The 14,903-nt window shown below is 68.1% G+C and carries 12 protein-coding genes and 1 tRNA gene; 5 read left to right on the top strand and 8 right to left on the bottom strand.

The window, feature by feature from the left end:
* Positions 1-36: 36 nt before the first annotated feature.
* The 3 genes from ACQ860_RS09020 to ACQ860_RS09010 form a co-directional block, all read right to left on the bottom strand.
* Positions 37-2,352, bottom strand: coding sequence for a bifunctional DNA primase/polymerase (locus tag ACQ860_RS09020; protein WP_431303046.1), 2,316 nt, complete (start codon positions 2,350-2,352; stop codon positions 37-39).
* The gene (locus ACQ860_RS09015; protein WP_431303045.1) at positions 2,349-2,573 is read right to left on the bottom strand and encodes a DUF6511 domain-containing protein; all 225 of its coding nucleotides are present in this window, start codon (positions 2,571-2,573) and stop codon (positions 2,349-2,351) included. The genes ACQ860_RS09020 and ACQ860_RS09015 overlap by 4 nt, the downstream gene beginning before the upstream one ends.
* A 125-nt stretch (positions 2,574-2,698) precedes the next feature.
* Positions 2,699-2,935 (bottom strand): hypothetical protein, encoded by a 237-nt coding sequence (locus ACQ860_RS09010; RefSeq protein ID WP_431303044.1) that lies wholly within the window; start codon positions 2,933-2,935, stop codon positions 2,699-2,701.
* On the opposite strand from ACQ860_RS09010, the gene ACQ860_RS09005 reads away from it, so the two are divergent.
* On the top strand, positions 2,925-6,530 hold the full coding sequence (locus ACQ860_RS09005) for an Eco57I restriction-modification methylase domain-containing protein (RefSeq protein WP_431303043.1): 3,606 nt from the start codon (positions 2,925-2,927) through the stop codon (positions 6,528-6,530). The two genes, ACQ860_RS09010 and ACQ860_RS09005, sit on opposite strands and share 11 nt — an antisense overlap.
* Positions 6,517-7,002: an AlbA family DNA-binding domain-containing protein gene (locus ACQ860_RS09000; RefSeq protein WP_431303042.1), complete on the top strand. Its 486-nt coding sequence runs from the start codon at positions 6,517-6,519 to the stop codon at positions 7,000-7,002. Before ACQ860_RS09005 ends, ACQ860_RS09000 begins: the two co-directional genes overlap by 14 nt.
* Here ACQ860_RS09000 and ACQ860_RS08995 read toward each other — a convergent pair.
* Positions 6,938-7,896, bottom strand: a protein-coding gene (locus ACQ860_RS08995) for an IS630 family transposase (protein ID WP_431302838.1) whose coding sequence is annotated in 2 segments (ribosomal slippage) — positions 6,938-7,545 and positions 7,545-7,896 — 960 coding nt in all. Because the reading frame shifts where the segments join, the coding sequence is not laid out codon by codon here. The two genes, ACQ860_RS09000 and ACQ860_RS08995, sit on opposite strands and share 65 nt — an antisense overlap.
* 90 nt (positions 7,897-7,986) lie before the next feature.
* Complete coding sequence (locus ACQ860_RS08990; RefSeq protein ID WP_431303041.1) at positions 7,987-8,202, bottom strand: hypothetical protein; 216 nt, start codon at positions 8,200-8,202, stop codon at positions 7,987-7,989.
* On the opposite strand from ACQ860_RS08990, the gene ACQ860_RS08985 reads away from it, so the two are divergent.
* Positions 8,188-8,784, top strand: coding sequence for a hypothetical protein (locus ACQ860_RS08985; protein WP_431303040.1), 597 nt, complete (start codon positions 8,188-8,190; stop codon positions 8,782-8,784). The genes ACQ860_RS08990 and ACQ860_RS08985 overlap by 15 nt on opposite strands.
* A gap of 996 nt (positions 8,785-9,780) precedes the next feature.
* Here the strand turns inward: ACQ860_RS08985 and ACQ860_RS08980 are convergent.
* The 3 genes from ACQ860_RS08980 to ACQ860_RS08970 all read right to left on the bottom strand — a co-directional run bounded on the left by ACQ860_RS08980 (position 9,781) and on the right by ACQ860_RS08970 (position 13,100).
* Positions 9,781-10,881 (bottom strand): STAS-like domain-containing protein, encoded by a 1,101-nt coding sequence (locus ACQ860_RS08980; protein ID WP_431303039.1) that lies wholly within the window; start codon positions 10,879-10,881, stop codon positions 9,781-9,783.
* Positions 10,882-11,513: 632 nt separating this feature from the next.
* Positions 11,514-11,603, bottom strand: a tRNA-Ser gene (locus ACQ860_RS08975).
* Between the two features lie 195 nt (positions 11,604-11,798).
* Entirely contained in the window at positions 11,799-13,100 is a 1,302-nt protein-coding gene (locus ACQ860_RS08970) for a hypothetical protein (protein WP_431303038.1), read from the bottom strand.
* Between ACQ860_RS08970 and ACQ860_RS08965 the strand changes: the two genes are divergently transcribed.
* Positions 13,078-13,749 (top strand): AsmA-like C-terminal region-containing protein, encoded by a 672-nt coding sequence (locus ACQ860_RS08965; protein ID WP_431303037.1) that lies wholly within the window; start codon positions 13,078-13,080, stop codon positions 13,747-13,749. The two genes, ACQ860_RS08970 and ACQ860_RS08965, sit on opposite strands and share 23 nt — an antisense overlap.
* 96 nt (positions 13,750-13,845) lie before the next feature.
* Entirely contained in the window at positions 13,846-14,850 is a 1,005-nt protein-coding gene (locus tag ACQ860_RS08960; protein ID WP_431303036.1) for an extracellular catalytic domain type 1 short-chain-length polyhydroxyalkanoate depolymerase, read from the top strand.
* The last annotated feature ends 53 nt before the right edge of the window (positions 14,851-14,903 follow it).

Here is a 14,903-nt window from a genome sequence, read left to right as displayed (position 1 = left end):
TGTTGAAGAGTCCCGTTTTCTGCGGGTTTGCGCGCGTCATGCAGCATCACTCTTCAAGCCCTCCTGCGGTTCGGTGGCGATGATCCAGCTGGTGCCCGGGCCCGACGCGTTCTGCGTGACCTCGATCGCGATCTGCTTGCTGTCGAGCAGCGTGGCGATGGCGTCCTCCCGCTCGGCCTTCGAGAGGAACTGTGTCTTCCGGACGAAGGCGCTGCGGCTGATCCGGCCGGCCTTCCGGATCACCTCCAGGACCTTCTTGATGCGGGAATGCGCGGGCGTGTCGGCGACGAGACGCTCGGCTTCGCGCAGCAGCGTGCCGATGCAGTGCTCGACCAGCGCTGAGGCCCAGGTGACGTCGCGGGCCTCCGTGATGGGTCGAGAGGGATCACGACTGACCGCTGCGATCATCGCCAGCTTCGCCGCGTTCTCCGCGTATCGGCCGAACAGGGCGGTGGCGTAGGTGCCACGGTGCGATCGTAGGAGGTCGGTGGCCTCACGCCGCACGCGAGCCATGGCTGCTTCGGCGTCCGGGGTCAGCGGCACCGTGTAGGCATGGATCGGCGCCGAGGATTCCATGGCATCGGCGATGTTCCCGCCGTGGCTGTGGCCGGGCACACCGCGGGCGATCCCCTGCAGCGCCGACACAAGCGCCGGCGGCGGATCCATCGGCGCCGGAGTCTCATTGCGCTCCGGGTAGTCGTCGTCGGTCAGGAAGACCAGGAAGCGCGCGATGGAGCCGTCCGCCAGCGCGCCACCTTCCAGCGCCGTCCACAGCGGGCCCGGGACGGTGACGCCCCAGATGCAGGCGCAGGGCTGCTCGATGGTGACGCGCGGCCGCGCCTTCTGGTCGGCGTATTCCGCGCCGATGTAGGGCTCGGCGGCTGAGGTGTAGAGCTTTGTTAGCTCCGACCAGATGGCCGCCTTATGCGCCGGCGCGCGCTGGTTCAGGACCAGCTTCAGGAACTGGCCGAATTCGTCCACCTGGAACAGTCGGGCCGGATGACGCTGCAGGGATGTGAGCAGGCCGGCCGAGGAGGCGAGGTCCTCGCCGCCGAGGTAGCGGTCCAGGCCCGCGGCATAGATCGCGCGCTTCGCGCATCGCCGGGCGTGGTCCTTGCCGCCACCGCTGTCGGCGATGCCGATGGCGTAGACGTTGCTGCGCAGGTCGGTCGGCGTGCGGTAGCGTCGGCCGGCGATGGCGCCGACGAGGCAGACGGCGGCACCGAGCGAGAGGAAGGGCTGCGGGCTGACGGCGCTGGCCGTGGCGTAGTCCACGAACATGCGCAGCGCGCCATCCACCTGCAGCAGCTCGGGCGGGACGCGATAGGGCTTCGGCGGGGGCGCGATCGGCAGCGGCGCGACCGCGACCTTTGCCAGCAGGCCCGCCGCCGGATGCGGCTGTGCCGCCTGCTCGGCTGCGGTGCCGTTTAGCGTCAGGGCGGGATCCGGCACCCAGCCGCGCTGCTCGGCGAGCCAGTAGATCTTCCCGGCGCCGACGCTGTGCGGCCGCAGCGAGGCCCAGCGCCGCTCGGGGGTGTCCGATCGGCCTGACTGGCCCGACTTCCCGGAGCGCCGCGACCAGTCGAGCCAGAGGTCGCGCCCTTCCTCGCCGATCGCGGCCTTGATGGCGGCGCCGACAGTGATCCACTCGTTGCCCGGCAGGTCGTCGTTCGGCAGCCATGCCAGGGCTGCGGCGATGGCATCGCCAGTCCCCTTCGGGTCGCTGGGGCCGCGCCAGGTGCTGGTCGGTGCGTCCGCCAGGATCGAGTTGACCCGGACCTCGTCCGGGACGAGCTGCCAGGCGGCGTCCAGGAAGGCCGTGCAGCCGGCCTCGTCCACCACCGGCAGCCGGGACAGCGGCAGCTCCACGAGGCTGTCCTCGGGCCACTCATAGGGGCGACCGGTGTCGGGGTGCACGGCATAGGCGACAAATTGCTGACCGCGCGCCAGCAGCTCGAGGGGGTGGCGCTTCCGGCCCGCGAAGGGGGTGGACGCGCGATAGACCAGCAACCGCTTCGGAGCACGGCCGATGCGCAGGCAGGGCGTATCGCCCAGCATGGAGGTGGCGAGCTCGGCGATCTGGATGGCCAGCGCGCCATCCAGGATGTCGATGTCGATGCCCACCACGGCGCCAGTGGCGATGCCGACACCGCACCCGGGCCAGCGACGCCAGATGTCCACCTCGAAGGGCTTCGTCGGCCGGTCGCAGTGCCGCGCCCAGTCGGGATAGGGCGACCACTCTCCGCCGGTGAAGCGTCCCGGCACCTTGGTGCCCGGCATGAAGGGGATGACGGAATAGCCATTGTCGACCAGCCGCTCGCCGTAATCGGCCATGAAGGAGGGCTGGGTCATGAACGACCACCCGCCGCGAGCGGCGGTGCCGGATGGCGACCCTGATCCAGCAGGCGCGCGAGCTCGTCCTGGTAGGCGGTGATGATCACCTCCAGCAGCGTCAGCCACTCGGCCTCTGTCAGCACCGCGAGGTCGGTTTTCCCGATGCTCTCCAGGTACTCCCCCGCCATGGGGCTGGCGGCCGCGATCGCGGCAATCTCGTGCTCGTCGGGATCAACCACGCCCCACCTCCGGCAGAGCGCGTTCATGCAGCGCATGGAGCAGGCCGGCAGCGGTTCGCTGGTTCGCACCCGCGGATCGAACCAGCCGAAGCCGCGGGCGGTGCGGAGGCGACATGCCGCGCATCTCACACGAACCTCGCGGCGGCGATTTCGGTGTACTGGCCGGCCGGCCGCACCTGGATCGCGATGGGACGACGCAGCTGGTCGAGCTGTGCCAGCGCCGTATCGACGGTCGCGGGGGGCGGCAGATTGCCGGCACGCCGCCGCCACCAGCCCACCGCCTTGTCGCGCGGAAAGCCGGTGTGCTCGAAGCAGACCCATTCGCTGTGCCGCGCGAGGCCGCATTCGTAGGTGACGCGCATCAGCGACCGCACCTTCCCGATCCGGCATCTCGCACATGCCGGCGTCGTGCCGGTGCTGTTGACCACGCACTCCCACGCGCTCGATCGCGCAGATCGTGCTTTCGGCGACGACGGCCGGCGTCGCGCGCCGCAGGCGGCGATGCAGGAATACCTGAACGCCGAACCCGCCGCCCTGTGGGGGGTAGTCGCCAACGGCAACCATCTACGTCTCCTGCGAGACAACCCATCGCTGACCCGGCCCGCTTATGTCGAGGTCGATCTCGAGCGCATCTTCGAGGAGAGCCTGTATCCGGACTTCGCAGCCCTGTTTCTCATGGCGCATGCGAGCCGAACCGCGCCTGGCGCCGGCGGCATGTCCGGCTGTTGGCTGGAGCGCTGGCGTCTTGAGGGGGCGAAGACCGGCCAACGCGCGCTGGAACGCCTGCGCGCCGGTGTGACCACGGCACTGCGCGAACTTGGCTCGGGCTTCGTCGAGCACCCACAGAACGACGCGCTACGCATTGGGCTTCGTGACGGCACGGTGAGTGCCGACATCCTGCATCAACAACTGTTGCGCTTGGTCTATCGGCTGCTGTTCCTGTTCACGGCAGAAGAGCGCGATCTGCTGCATGCACCGGATGCCACGCCAGAGGTCCGTGCCGTGTATGCGCAGGGCTATGGGCTCGGCCGGCTGCGCGAACGCGCGCGGCGACGTCGCTACTATGACGGCCATTCCGATCTGTGGACCGGTCTGACGGTCACCTTCAAGGCGCTCGCCCGAGGCGCACCACCGCTCGGACTGCCGGCGCTTGGCGGCCTGTTTGAAGACGAGCAGTGCCCGCTGCTGGATGCCTGCGCGCTGCCCAACAAGCGGATGCTCGCCGCGATCTATGCTCTCGGCTATTTCGAGGACGGTGGCAGCCTAGCGCGGGTGAACTACCGTGACATGGGCACGGGGGAACTCGGCTCCGTCTACGAGAGCCTGCTCGAGCTGCACCCCGTGGTTCAGGTTGAGGTGAAGCCATGGACCTTTGGCTTCGTCGGTGATGCGGCCGCGGGTGATGCGCGTGCAACCGAGCGCCGCCTCTCTGGCTCCTACTACACGCCCGACAGCCTGGTCATCGAACTGCTCCGTGCGAGTCTCGACCCGCTGATCGAGAAGACCTTGGCGGCGAACCCGACCAATCCGAAGGAGGCCTTGCTTCGGCTTCGCATCATCGACCCCGCCTGCGGTTCCGGCCACTTCCTACTGGGCGCTGCGAGACGCCTCGCGGATGCGGTCGCGCGGCTCGACATGGAGGGCGATCTGCCAGACGAGGCGGTGCGCCGGCGCGCCCTGCGTGATGTGGTGCGTCGCTGCATTTACGGCGTGGACCGCAACCCACTTTCGGTCGAGCTCTGCCGAACGGCCCTCTGGATCGAGGCCATCGAACCAGGACGCCCACTCTCCTTTCTCGACGCGCACATCCGCTGCGGTGACGCGCTGGTCGGCGTCACGGACTTCAAGCAATTGGCGACGGGGATCGCCGACGACGCCTATGAAGCCTTCGTTGGTGATGACAAGGCGGCCGCCACAATCCTGCGGAAGCTGAACAAGGTCGAACGGGATTCGCCGGCGCCCTCCATGGACCTTGGCTTGCGCCTTCCCACCGATCTGGCAGCCGGGCTCGATGCTCTCTCGGCAGAGCCGGACGACGATCTCGCTGCGATCAAGCGCAAACGGGAGCGATTCGAGGCGCTGCGCTCAGGCCCGGTGGGTTGGCGGCTGAAGTTGGCGTGTGACATCTGGACCGCCGCCTTCTTCGCCGAGAAGCAGATGGGCGAGATTAAGGGCCGGGAGCTCTGCCCGACCACGGGAGCGGTTTGGCGCTACCTGCAAGGCGGCACGCTCTACGGCCCCCTCGTGGCGGAAGCCGACCGTCTTTCCCAGCACTACCGCTTCTTCCACTGGCCGCTGGAATTCCCCGACGTCATGCGCGATGGGGGCTTCGACCTGATCTGCGGCAATCCCCCCTGGGAGACGACCAGCCCGGACGCGAAGGAATTCTTCGCAGCCTACGATCCGCAGGTGCGCTTCATGTCGAAGGAGGAGCAGACCGTTGCCTTCGAAGAGCTGAAGCAGAATCCCGGAATCCTGGCGCGGTGGGATGCCTACCGGCGTTCCCTGTACACGCAGACCAACTTCTACAAGTGCAGCGGCCGCTACCGCCTCTACGCGCCGGGCAATCTCGGCAAGGGCGACCTTAACGTCTACCGCATGTTCGTCGAGACCGCGCTGGACCTCACTCGCCCCGGGGGCTGCGCGGCGCAATTGGTGCCCGAAGGGCTCTACAGCGGAGCCAATGCGGCGGCGATCCGCGGCGCGATGTTCGAACGCTTTCGTCTGGATCGGGTCGTGGGCTTCGAGAACTCGCGTGGCATCTGGTTTCCCGATGTGGATACACGCACCAAGTTCTGCCTGTACGTCGCCTGGCCGGGTGGCAAGACCGAGGAATTCCGTGCCGCGTTCCGCGTGAACTCGGAGCAGAAGCTGGCGGAGATGGCGGAGGGGCGCATGCTCTCCATTCCGGTCAGCATGGTGCGTGAGTTTGCGCCCGAGGCGATGGCGGTGATGGAGATCGCTGCACAGCAGGACATCGACATCTGCCGGAAAATGTACGCGCGCTATCCAAAATTCGGCGAACGCATCGCGGGCCAGCCGAACCGCATTTACATGCGGGAAGTCGATATGGGCACCGATCGGGAGTTGTTCCCGGAGGGCGCCGAAGGTCTGCCGCTGTTCGAGGGGCGGATGGTGGACCTCTACGACTATCGGGCGAAGGGGTATGTGTCCGGCCGAGGTCGCTCGGCGGTTTGGCGCGACATGCCTTTCGGCCAACCAGGAAAGTCGGTAGTGCCGCAATGGCAGGTACCACCGAATTTGGTGCCGGATAAGCTGCTTGGGCGGATCAACCAGTATAGGATCGGCTTCTGCGACGTTGCGAGCCCGACGAACGAGCGGAGTTTGATTGCGACGTTGATCCCGCCCGATGCGATCTGCGGCCACAGCGTCCCAACCATCGCCTTTGACAGCGCTGTCCCGGCGGACTTCCTGCTTTGGCTTGGTATCGCGAATAGCCTGACGATGGACTTCCTTGTCCGAAAGCGAGTTGCGCTGCATTTGAGCTACACGGTCATGGACGCCTTGCCGTTCCCTCGCGGCTGGCACCGCACGCCGTCTGCCGAGGCCATCATCACCCGCGCCTACGCGCTCGCCGCCTGCGGCGCAGAGATGGAGGACTTCCGACGCACCGCACCAGGCTCGCCGGGCATTCCAACCGGACTTGTGCCCGTGGAGGATCCCGCTCAACGCGCCCAGCTGATGGCGGAGATCGACGTGCTGGTCGCGCGCGAGGTCTACGGCCTCGACCGCGACGACCTGCTGTTCCTGCTTGACCCGGACAACATCCTTGAGGCCGATGCCGGCGTCGAGACCTTCAAGGCGCTGCGCAACCGGGAGAACCGCGAGCATGGCGAGTATCTGACTCAGCGCCTCGTCTTGGAGGCCTGGGATCGCTTGCCTGCAGCGACCGATAGCGCCGTCGGTGGCAAGGGGCCTGGCGATGTCCGCACTTGACCTGACTCCGCTCGATCAGATCGCCGAATCAGATCTCCAGGCGCTGGTGAGCAACGGTGCGTCTGAGACCGTCAGCCTTGAATTCAAGGAGACGACCTACGGCAGCGCCGACGACGATAAGCGCGAGTTCCTGAAGGACGTGACAGCACTCGCGAACACGAGTGGCGGGCACGTCATCATCGGTATGGCGGCAGTCGACGGCGTGGCGACAAGCCTTCAGCCGATCACGACACCGTCGGCCGATCAGGAGAAGCAGCGACTGGAGAACATGCTGTTGGCGGCAGTCGAGCCGCGCCTGGTCGGCCTGCAGATGCGAGAGGTTCCGGTCACGGGCGGCTATGTGCTGGTGCTTCGCGTGCCACGGAGTTGGAACCCGCCGCACCGTGTCACCTTCAAAGGGCTAGAGCTTAATCCCATCCATCTGGATCATACCCTGCTGCGGCGAACATGCGCTGACACTCGCGCGGGGTGACGCGGTCGAGAATGCGCCCGATGGCGTTCCACAGGGTGTCGATGGTCCGCGCAGCCTCGCGGCGCAGCAGCGCCTTCAGCTTGGCGAACAGGTTCTCGATTGGATTGAAGTCCGGGCTGTAGGGCGGCAGGTAGAGCAGATGCGCACCCTTGGCCTCGATGAGGGCCCGCACGGCCGGGCCTTTGTGGCTGCTGAGGTTGTCCATCACCACGATGTCGCCGGCCCGCAGTTCCGGCACGAGCGCTTGCTCCACCCAGGCTTCGAAGATGAGCCGGTTGACTGGGCTGTCGATCACGAAGGGCGCGACCACGCCGCTGCTGCGCATCCCGGCGATCAGCGTGGTGGTTTTCCAATGGCCGTGGGGGATTGCCATGCGCAGGCGCTCGCCACGCGGGCAGCGGCCATGGCGTCGGGCCATGTTGGTGCTGGCCCAGCTCTCGTCGACGAAGATCAGGCGCTCAGGATCGAGGTCGAGCTGCGCCTCGAACCAGGCTTCGCGCCGGCTCAGGACGTCGGGGCGTTGCTGCTCGGCTGCGTGCGCGGTCTTTTTTTGCGCGTGTAGCCGCGACGGTCGAAGAAGCGCCAAAGCGTGCCGTAGCCGAAGCGCAGGCCCCGTTCGGCAAGGGCTACGCGCAGTTCCAGCAGCGTCATGTCGCGCTGCGCGTGAAACACTTCGAGGATCGTCTCAGCCTCGGCCTCCACAACATGGCTGCGCCGATCACCACCAAGCGGACCGTGCATCGGCACCGCACCCTCGGCGGCAAGGGTACGCCAGCGGCTGACGCTGGCTGCGCTGACCTTGAACCGCTCGGCCGCCTGGCGGTGCGTGAGGCCTTCTTCCAACACCGCAGCCAGCGTGCGCTGCCGTAGATCCAGTGAGAGCGCCTTCGACATCCAGCCCGGCCTCCACGCTCCGGAAGACAGCGTGAATCAGAAAACAGCCGTTCCGGGAATCCCCACGATTCAGTCAGACCGGATGACGCTCTAAACCGCTACTTCTTTCGCCACTCCTCGGGCGTCTATGAGCCAAGCGTCGATCAGCTTCGGGCTGTCTTTTTGGGAGGCGCAGAGCGGGAGCGCCAGCTTCTCGAATTCCGATTGGATCGGCTGAGCAGGCTGCGAACCGGTGAACGAGGCCCGCGCGTTCGCGGGGCCGGAAAGCTTGTCGTCCAGGTCGTCCCCTTCGTGGCGCAGCAGCAAGGCTTCGCATTGCCGAGCGCCGAAGTCGCATACCAGACCTTTCGGCCGCCAGCCGCCAGCGCTGGCCTCGAATGGTTCCATAACTTTGAAGGCTTAGTCATCTACTCCGCAAGCGGACAGCAGGCTGACGGTACCACCACGTACACTCAGATATTTCACACGGGCGCTGTGGAGCTGGTTCGTGGCGGCTACGTCTTCGACCGAGATTTCGCAGGCGCGACATGGCGCTTGATCGGTACTCAAGCAGTGATGCGCGACTTGTTCGGCAGCGTAGCGCGCGCCGTGATTGGCCTGCTCAAGTGCGGCGCCGAAGCGCCATTCGTCGTGATGATTTCGCTCCTCGACGCTGCGGGCGCTCGGCTAACAGTCACGGATCACGATCTCGACGAGGCCCGTCCTCTTGATCGCCCCGATCTCCTCTTTGCACCAGTGGTCGTCACGGCCGATGATCTCCAGGGCCACTGGTCTGCCCGCCTTGCTCCAATCGCGGATTCCTTATGGAATGCCTTTGGTTATGAGACGTGTCACGTCTTACGTGATGCAAGCGGCACGTGGACCGGACTTCCGGGCGGGTGGCGATGATCCGCGGGCAGGAAGCGCGGACACTCGTCCGGTCACCGTGGCTGATGCGACGATCTGCAGGCGTGCCACTCGGTCTGGTTAGTTAAAGGCCAGTGCCGTTCTCCCGCACGCTGCGTTACGAGATTGAGCCGTCGCATTTGCGACCCGCGCTGATCACTGGCGACATAATAACGATCGACACCCCCAGCTTGGCGGTCAGCGCGACACGAGAGTTGAGCCAAACGTCACCTGTCCTGATAGGTCTGGGGCCGGCCATCCACGATCTGCTGGCGCCTGGGCGTGCAGAATGGCGCTGGCGGGACAGCGGTCCAGGAGTGGGCCGAGAGGTTCGCCGGGCGATGTCCGGCCTCTTCGGTCGGTTCATCGCGCGCTGGTATCTCGAGACCCATCACGGGGCGCGCGCATTCGTTCCGATCGACCGGGACACCTTTACGTTCCGCCTCCCGTCGATGGGGTTCTCGTTCCGCGTGAACCGTCGGCCTGGTGAGACTTCAGACCTGCCCGACTGGGTCTGGGCGACGCCACCCGCGGCACCGGGAGGGCCGCCAACCGGAGGGTTCCTTGAGGCCAAGGGGACCTACTATCGGAACCAGCTGCTGCGCAGCCTTGACGGCGCGCACACGCAGCTTCGCCAATTGACCGTCGAGTACAGCGCTTCGCCCTCCGGGCCCTGGATCCCGCTACAGACGAAGGGATGGGCCGTAGCCTCCGGCTGGGCAACCGCAACGCCCATCAAGCGTGGCTTCCCCGACCCCATCCTACGCGTGGAAGACCCCGTCGAGGATGGCGCGGTGTGGACCGAGCAACTTTCGGAGGCGTTCTTCGAAGGCCTTCGCCGCCTGCAGATGGCCCAGAGCCTCGCCGGGCTGGGTGCCCGGCGTCGCGCCATGCGAATCCTCGGGACGATGGGACGGCCTGACATCCCTCTTCCCAGCGACAGCGGCCAGCGTACCGGCGTCTGGCGCGTCAAGACTGAAGGAGCGGACGCACGGACCATCATCGGCATCGAAGTGCGATCGCTGGCAGGTGCCGGCGATGCCGCGCCGGTGGTGGCTGGCATTGATGAGCAGGCTGCCGAACGTGCAGAGGGATTTCAGCCCGCATCAACTGAGCGGGTTTTCGCCGAACCGGACGAGTTCGTGATGGTTCGCGCTGATCAGGCCCAGCGCATTCGCGACGAGGCGCAAGACTAAATGATGGAAGAGCCGTAGGGCACGGTCGGTCTGGGCGGTTGGCGCCGCGGCGCTGATACTCCGATCCCTCTGGAAGCCCGTGCAGGCGTTGCGCGATCACGACATTCGCAGTCCGTGCGACCAGGGGGTTCATGTTCCGGATCTCAACACGACGGCGAAATGTGCTCTCGCCCAGCTCGGCCGCGAGGCGTCCAAGCAATTCATCCAGGAAGGATGATGCGGCACCGTTGATCCCAGCAAAATCGATGATCAGCGGGGAGTCGAGGTCTGGCAGCAGGGCCATGATCTTCCGCCTCAGCGAAGCAGCCGGTGCTCGGGCCCGGGCGCTGACAACCTCATCGCGAACCATTAGACCAGCAGTCTCTGCGGCTTCAGCCTGCTTCCCGATGAAGTCGAGTGCGGTTCCCGCGATGAACGTGTTTCGGAGGTCGATGGGCCTATCGAGACGGAAATTCAGCACCACGCCCGTTCCGAGAGCACCCGGTACCTCGACGTAGCCTTTGTCCTGTCCGGCGAGGATGCGGAACATCGCATTGCCCGACCAAACATGCAGGTCGCCCCTATTCTCGACCACGATCTCACGCGTACCGGCCAGGCCGTTGCCCTGTCCAACTTTCGGGTCGCGGGTCACGCCGCGCTGCAACGCCTTGGCGATTGCCTCGCCGTCACTGCCGGTGGTGATGGACGATGCCAGAGATTGCCGGATGCCAATGCCCTGATCGACGACCGCCAGTTCGAGCCGTTGGCGCTGCGCATCAATGCGGGCGAAAAAGACGCCGGGGGTGGCAGCCGAGGCGTGGAGTTCGACATTGTCGGTGACCTCATTCGCTGCCCACTCGATGGCAGGGATGACGGAGCGCGGCTCGGCCGCGTGGCGCAGGACGAGATCGCAAAGGCTGTTCACCGCCTGCCTGCCTATCGGACAGCATCCAAGCTGCCAGCAGGGCCACCGCCCCGGGCGTCGGGGAGCTGCCCGCAGCGAAGCGGAAGGTCGCGCCGGCCATCCCGCCCTTTCGGGCCCGAGCCTTCCGCAGACCACCGAGGATTCCCGCCGGATCGACCCGGCCGGTGAGTTGCACGAGTGACACTGCGATCCTTGGACGAGCATGTTGAGCCGGAACGGCGGGGCGCAGCTCGCGCTGCAGCGCATGCCCGCAAGGTAGCTCATCGTCGCTCAGGCAGCGATCCTGGCACAGACATCGGGCCTTGTGCGGTCCCACTGGTAGTCCGCCACGCCAGCACCATCGGGGCCAAACACTGCCGTACCAAAGTGTTCGCTCTCGAAGTACGGATTTCGGGCAAGTGGGGTTCGAACCAGAGCAAGCGCTCACCGCGCTGAAACCGGCTTTTTACCTAGGTTTCTGCGTTCCGTACTAAAACGCCCAAGTCAGGAGGTCCGGAGAGAAAGGGCCTCCGGAGAGCCATTTCCGGCCGTCTCCGGCTCGGACCAGTCAACAGGTCTGCCCCGAGAACCCCAGGAAACCTGCCACTCAGCGCGGCGGCCGATCTGGCGGGGAGCACGGCTCGTATGGGAACTGGCGGAGAGGGTGGGATTCGAACCCACGGTACGCTTGCACGTACTCCGGTTTTCGAGACCGGCGCGATCGACCACTCTGCCACCTCTCCGTCTGCCCGGTTGAGGGCTCCCACCCTATCGGTGGGCGTGGCCGCGCCTAATTGCCCGGATGGGCGCAGGGATGCAAGGGCCCCGTCCGCGCTGGCGCATGAGAATCGGCACGCTCGCCCCGGCAACGCCGGCCGTCCCCCCGCGTTCCCCGCAGGTCGGCCAGCAGAGGTCCCCGCCATGCCCGCAGATCCGCATCACCAAGCGCCGCACCGGGTCCCCACCGCCCGCCCCGGATGACCCGCGGGCGCGCCTGGGCGCTCGGCTTCGGCGGGCTCGCGCTCGCGCCGGCGCTTGCTGTGCTGGCGCTCGGCCTCGGCTGGTTCACGCCGTGGGCAGCCCGCCTCGCCTCGGCCCGCCTGGGCCGGCCGGTCACCATCCAGCATCTCGCCCTCCATCCCGGCCGCGTCACGCGCGTCACCCTCACCGGCATGACGATCGCCAACCCGCCGGGCTTCCCCGAGGAACCGCCCTTTGCCCGCATCGCCACGGCTGAACTCGCCCTCGACAGCTGGGCCAGCCTGCGCGAGCGCGCAGCGCGGATCACCGCCCTCACCCTGACGGGCGCCGAAATCACGGCGATCACGCGCGCCGATGGGGCCAGCAATCACGGCCTCAGCGGCGCGGGCGGCGGCGGGCTGCCCATCGGCGCCCTGGAACTGCGCGATGCCCGGCTGCACATCTTGCATGCGCCGCTCGATGCCGACTTCACCATCACCGCGGGCACGACGACCGAGGGCATCGCGGGATTGCAGGCCGAGGCCGCCGGCCACTACGCCGGCGCGCCCATCACGGCGCGGCTCGTGGGCGGCTCGCTCGTCGCGCTGGCGCATGCTACCGCGCCCTGGCCCGTCACGCTGGAGGTGATGAACGGCACAACCCGCGCCCTGTTGCGCGGCACACTGGTCAATGGGCTGGAACTGGCCGGCGCCGATCTGCGGCTCGAGCTCTCCGGCCCCGACATGCGCTTCCTGCGCCCGCTCACCGGCGTGCCGATCCCCAGCACGCCAGCCTTCCAGCTCGCCGGCAGGCTCGGCTACGGGCCCGAGGGCTTTCGCTTCACCGAGATGGAGGGGCGCATGGGCCGGAGCGATCTCGGCGGCAGCGTGACGGTGGACCCGCGCGGCACGGTGCCGCATGTGACGGCGGACCTCACCTCGCGCCAGCTCGACCTGGCCGACCTCGCGGGCTTCATCGGCGGCGAGCCGGGGCGCGGCGTGCCGATCCGGCCTGACACCCCGCGCACCGGGCGCGTGCTGCCCGATGCGCCGGTGAACCTCCCGCTGTTCCGCGCCGCCGATGTGGCCGCCCAGTTCCGCGCCGCCCGCATCCAGGGCGAGAATTCGCCCTTCGACAGCCTCGACGTGACGCTGGAGCTGAAGGACGGGGAGCTCACGCTCAAGCCGCTGCATGGCGCCGTGGGCCGCGGTGCCGCGCTGGTCACCGGCACGCTGGCGCCGAACGAGGAGGGGGGCGGTGCGGGCGGCGCTCGATGTCACGCTGCAGCGCCTCGACATCGGAAGGGTGATGCGCGCGCTGGGCGGCAGCGGAGCCGGCGCGCTGGAAGGGCGCGGCCGGATCGAGGCCACCGGCCGCTCCACCGCGGAGCTGCTGGCACGTGGCAATGGGGGTCTGGGCCTGCGCATGGCGGGCGGCGACCTGCGCGCCGTCGCGGTGGATCTCGCCGGGCTGCGGCTCGGCCATGCCATCTTCTCGGCCTTCGGCCTCCCCATGCGGACGGCCCTCGAATGCTTCGCCGCCGATTTCGTGCTGCGGGACGGCGTGCTGCACACCCGCCTCATGCTGCTCGAAACCAGCGACGCGCTGCTCCATGCCACCGGCACCATCCGCCTCGACCGCGAGGTGCTCGACCTGCGCCTGCGCAGCGAGGCGAAGCGCTTCACCGTGGGCTCGCTCCCCACGAGCCTCGCCGTCACGGGGCGGCTGAGCGACCCTTCGGTGGCGCCCGTCATCGTGCAGGACCGGGGCGGGGAGGGGCTTGGGAGCGTGCTGGATCTCGCGCTGGCGCCGCTCTCGCTGCTGCCCATCATCGAGTTCGGCATCGGCGACGATCCGCGCTGCCGCGCGGCGATCGCGCGCACGCGGGCGCGCCCCGAACGCCCGCGGCCCCAACGCCAGCGCCCCTGATCCCGGCTTCGCGGCAACGGTGGCGCCCCCTGACCGTTGGGCGCTGATGAACCGCCTCGCCACCGACCCATGTCGCCACGCGTGAAGCTCCCGCGCTTGCGCACGGCCCGCTTGCGCCGCGCCACGCAGCGCCTCGGCCAGGCCGCCATGCGCTGGATGAACACCGCGCTCACCCCGGTGTTGGACGCGCCGCAGCCCCCTGCGCGCCGCACGGGGCAGGGCCTCGCCGAGGTGGCGCGCTTCGGCTCCAACCCTGGGCGCCTCAGCATGCTGGTCTTCCATCCGAAGCGGCAGCCCCCGCCCGGCGCGCCGCTCATCCTCCTGCTGCACGGCTGCCGGCAGGACGGTGCGGCCTTCGCCATGCAAAGCGGGTGGATGGCGCTCGCCGAGCGGCTTTCCATCCCGCTCGTCATCCCCGAGCAGAGCGCCGCGAACAACCGCCATCGCTGCTTCCGCTGGTATGAACCGGCGCAGGGCGGGCGCGGCACGGGCGAGGCCATGTCCATCCGCCAGATGCTGCGCCATGCGTGCCAGGGATTCGGCTCCGACCGCCGCCGCGTCTTCATCGTCGGCCTCTCGGCCGGCGGCGCCATGGCGGCCGCCATGCTCGCGGCCTATCCGGCCGTCTTCGCGGCAGGTGCGGTGGTGGCGGGGCTGCCGGTCGGCGCCGCCACGACGCCCGCCATGGCCATGCTCCGCATGCGCCGCGCCGCGCCCTTCACCACCGGCCCTGGGCTGGCGGCGGCCGCGCGCGCGCGGGCCAATCCGCGCCCCGGCCGCCCCTGGCCGCGCCTTTCGATCTGGCAGGGCGAGCAGGACCGGGTGGTGGACCCCGCCAATGCCGGGCAACTCGCCCTCCAATGGGCCGCGCTGCATGGCTGCGCTGACCCGCCAGCCACCGACGAAGCGCCCGCCCCGGGCCTGCGCCACCGCGTCTGGCGCTCGGGCGGCCGGCCGGTGGTGGAACTCTGGATGCTGGAGAGCCTGGCCCATGGCTACCCCGTGTCCCCAGGCCACGGCCGGGCTGGCCCCTGGATGCTGGAGCACGGAATCCCCGCGACGATGCATATCGCCGCATTTTGGGGACTCGCCTCCGAATGATCCGGAAAGCACGTCCAGAGGCGCGCTCGGGACCATGCATGCCAGGAGCGCCC

This window comes from Sediminicoccus sp. BL-A-41-H5 (assembly GCF_050632405.1).
Lineage (GTDB): Bacteria > Pseudomonadota > Alphaproteobacteria > Acetobacterales > Acetobacteraceae > Roseococcus.
This window is presented reverse-complemented; position numbering and strand designations above follow the sequence as displayed.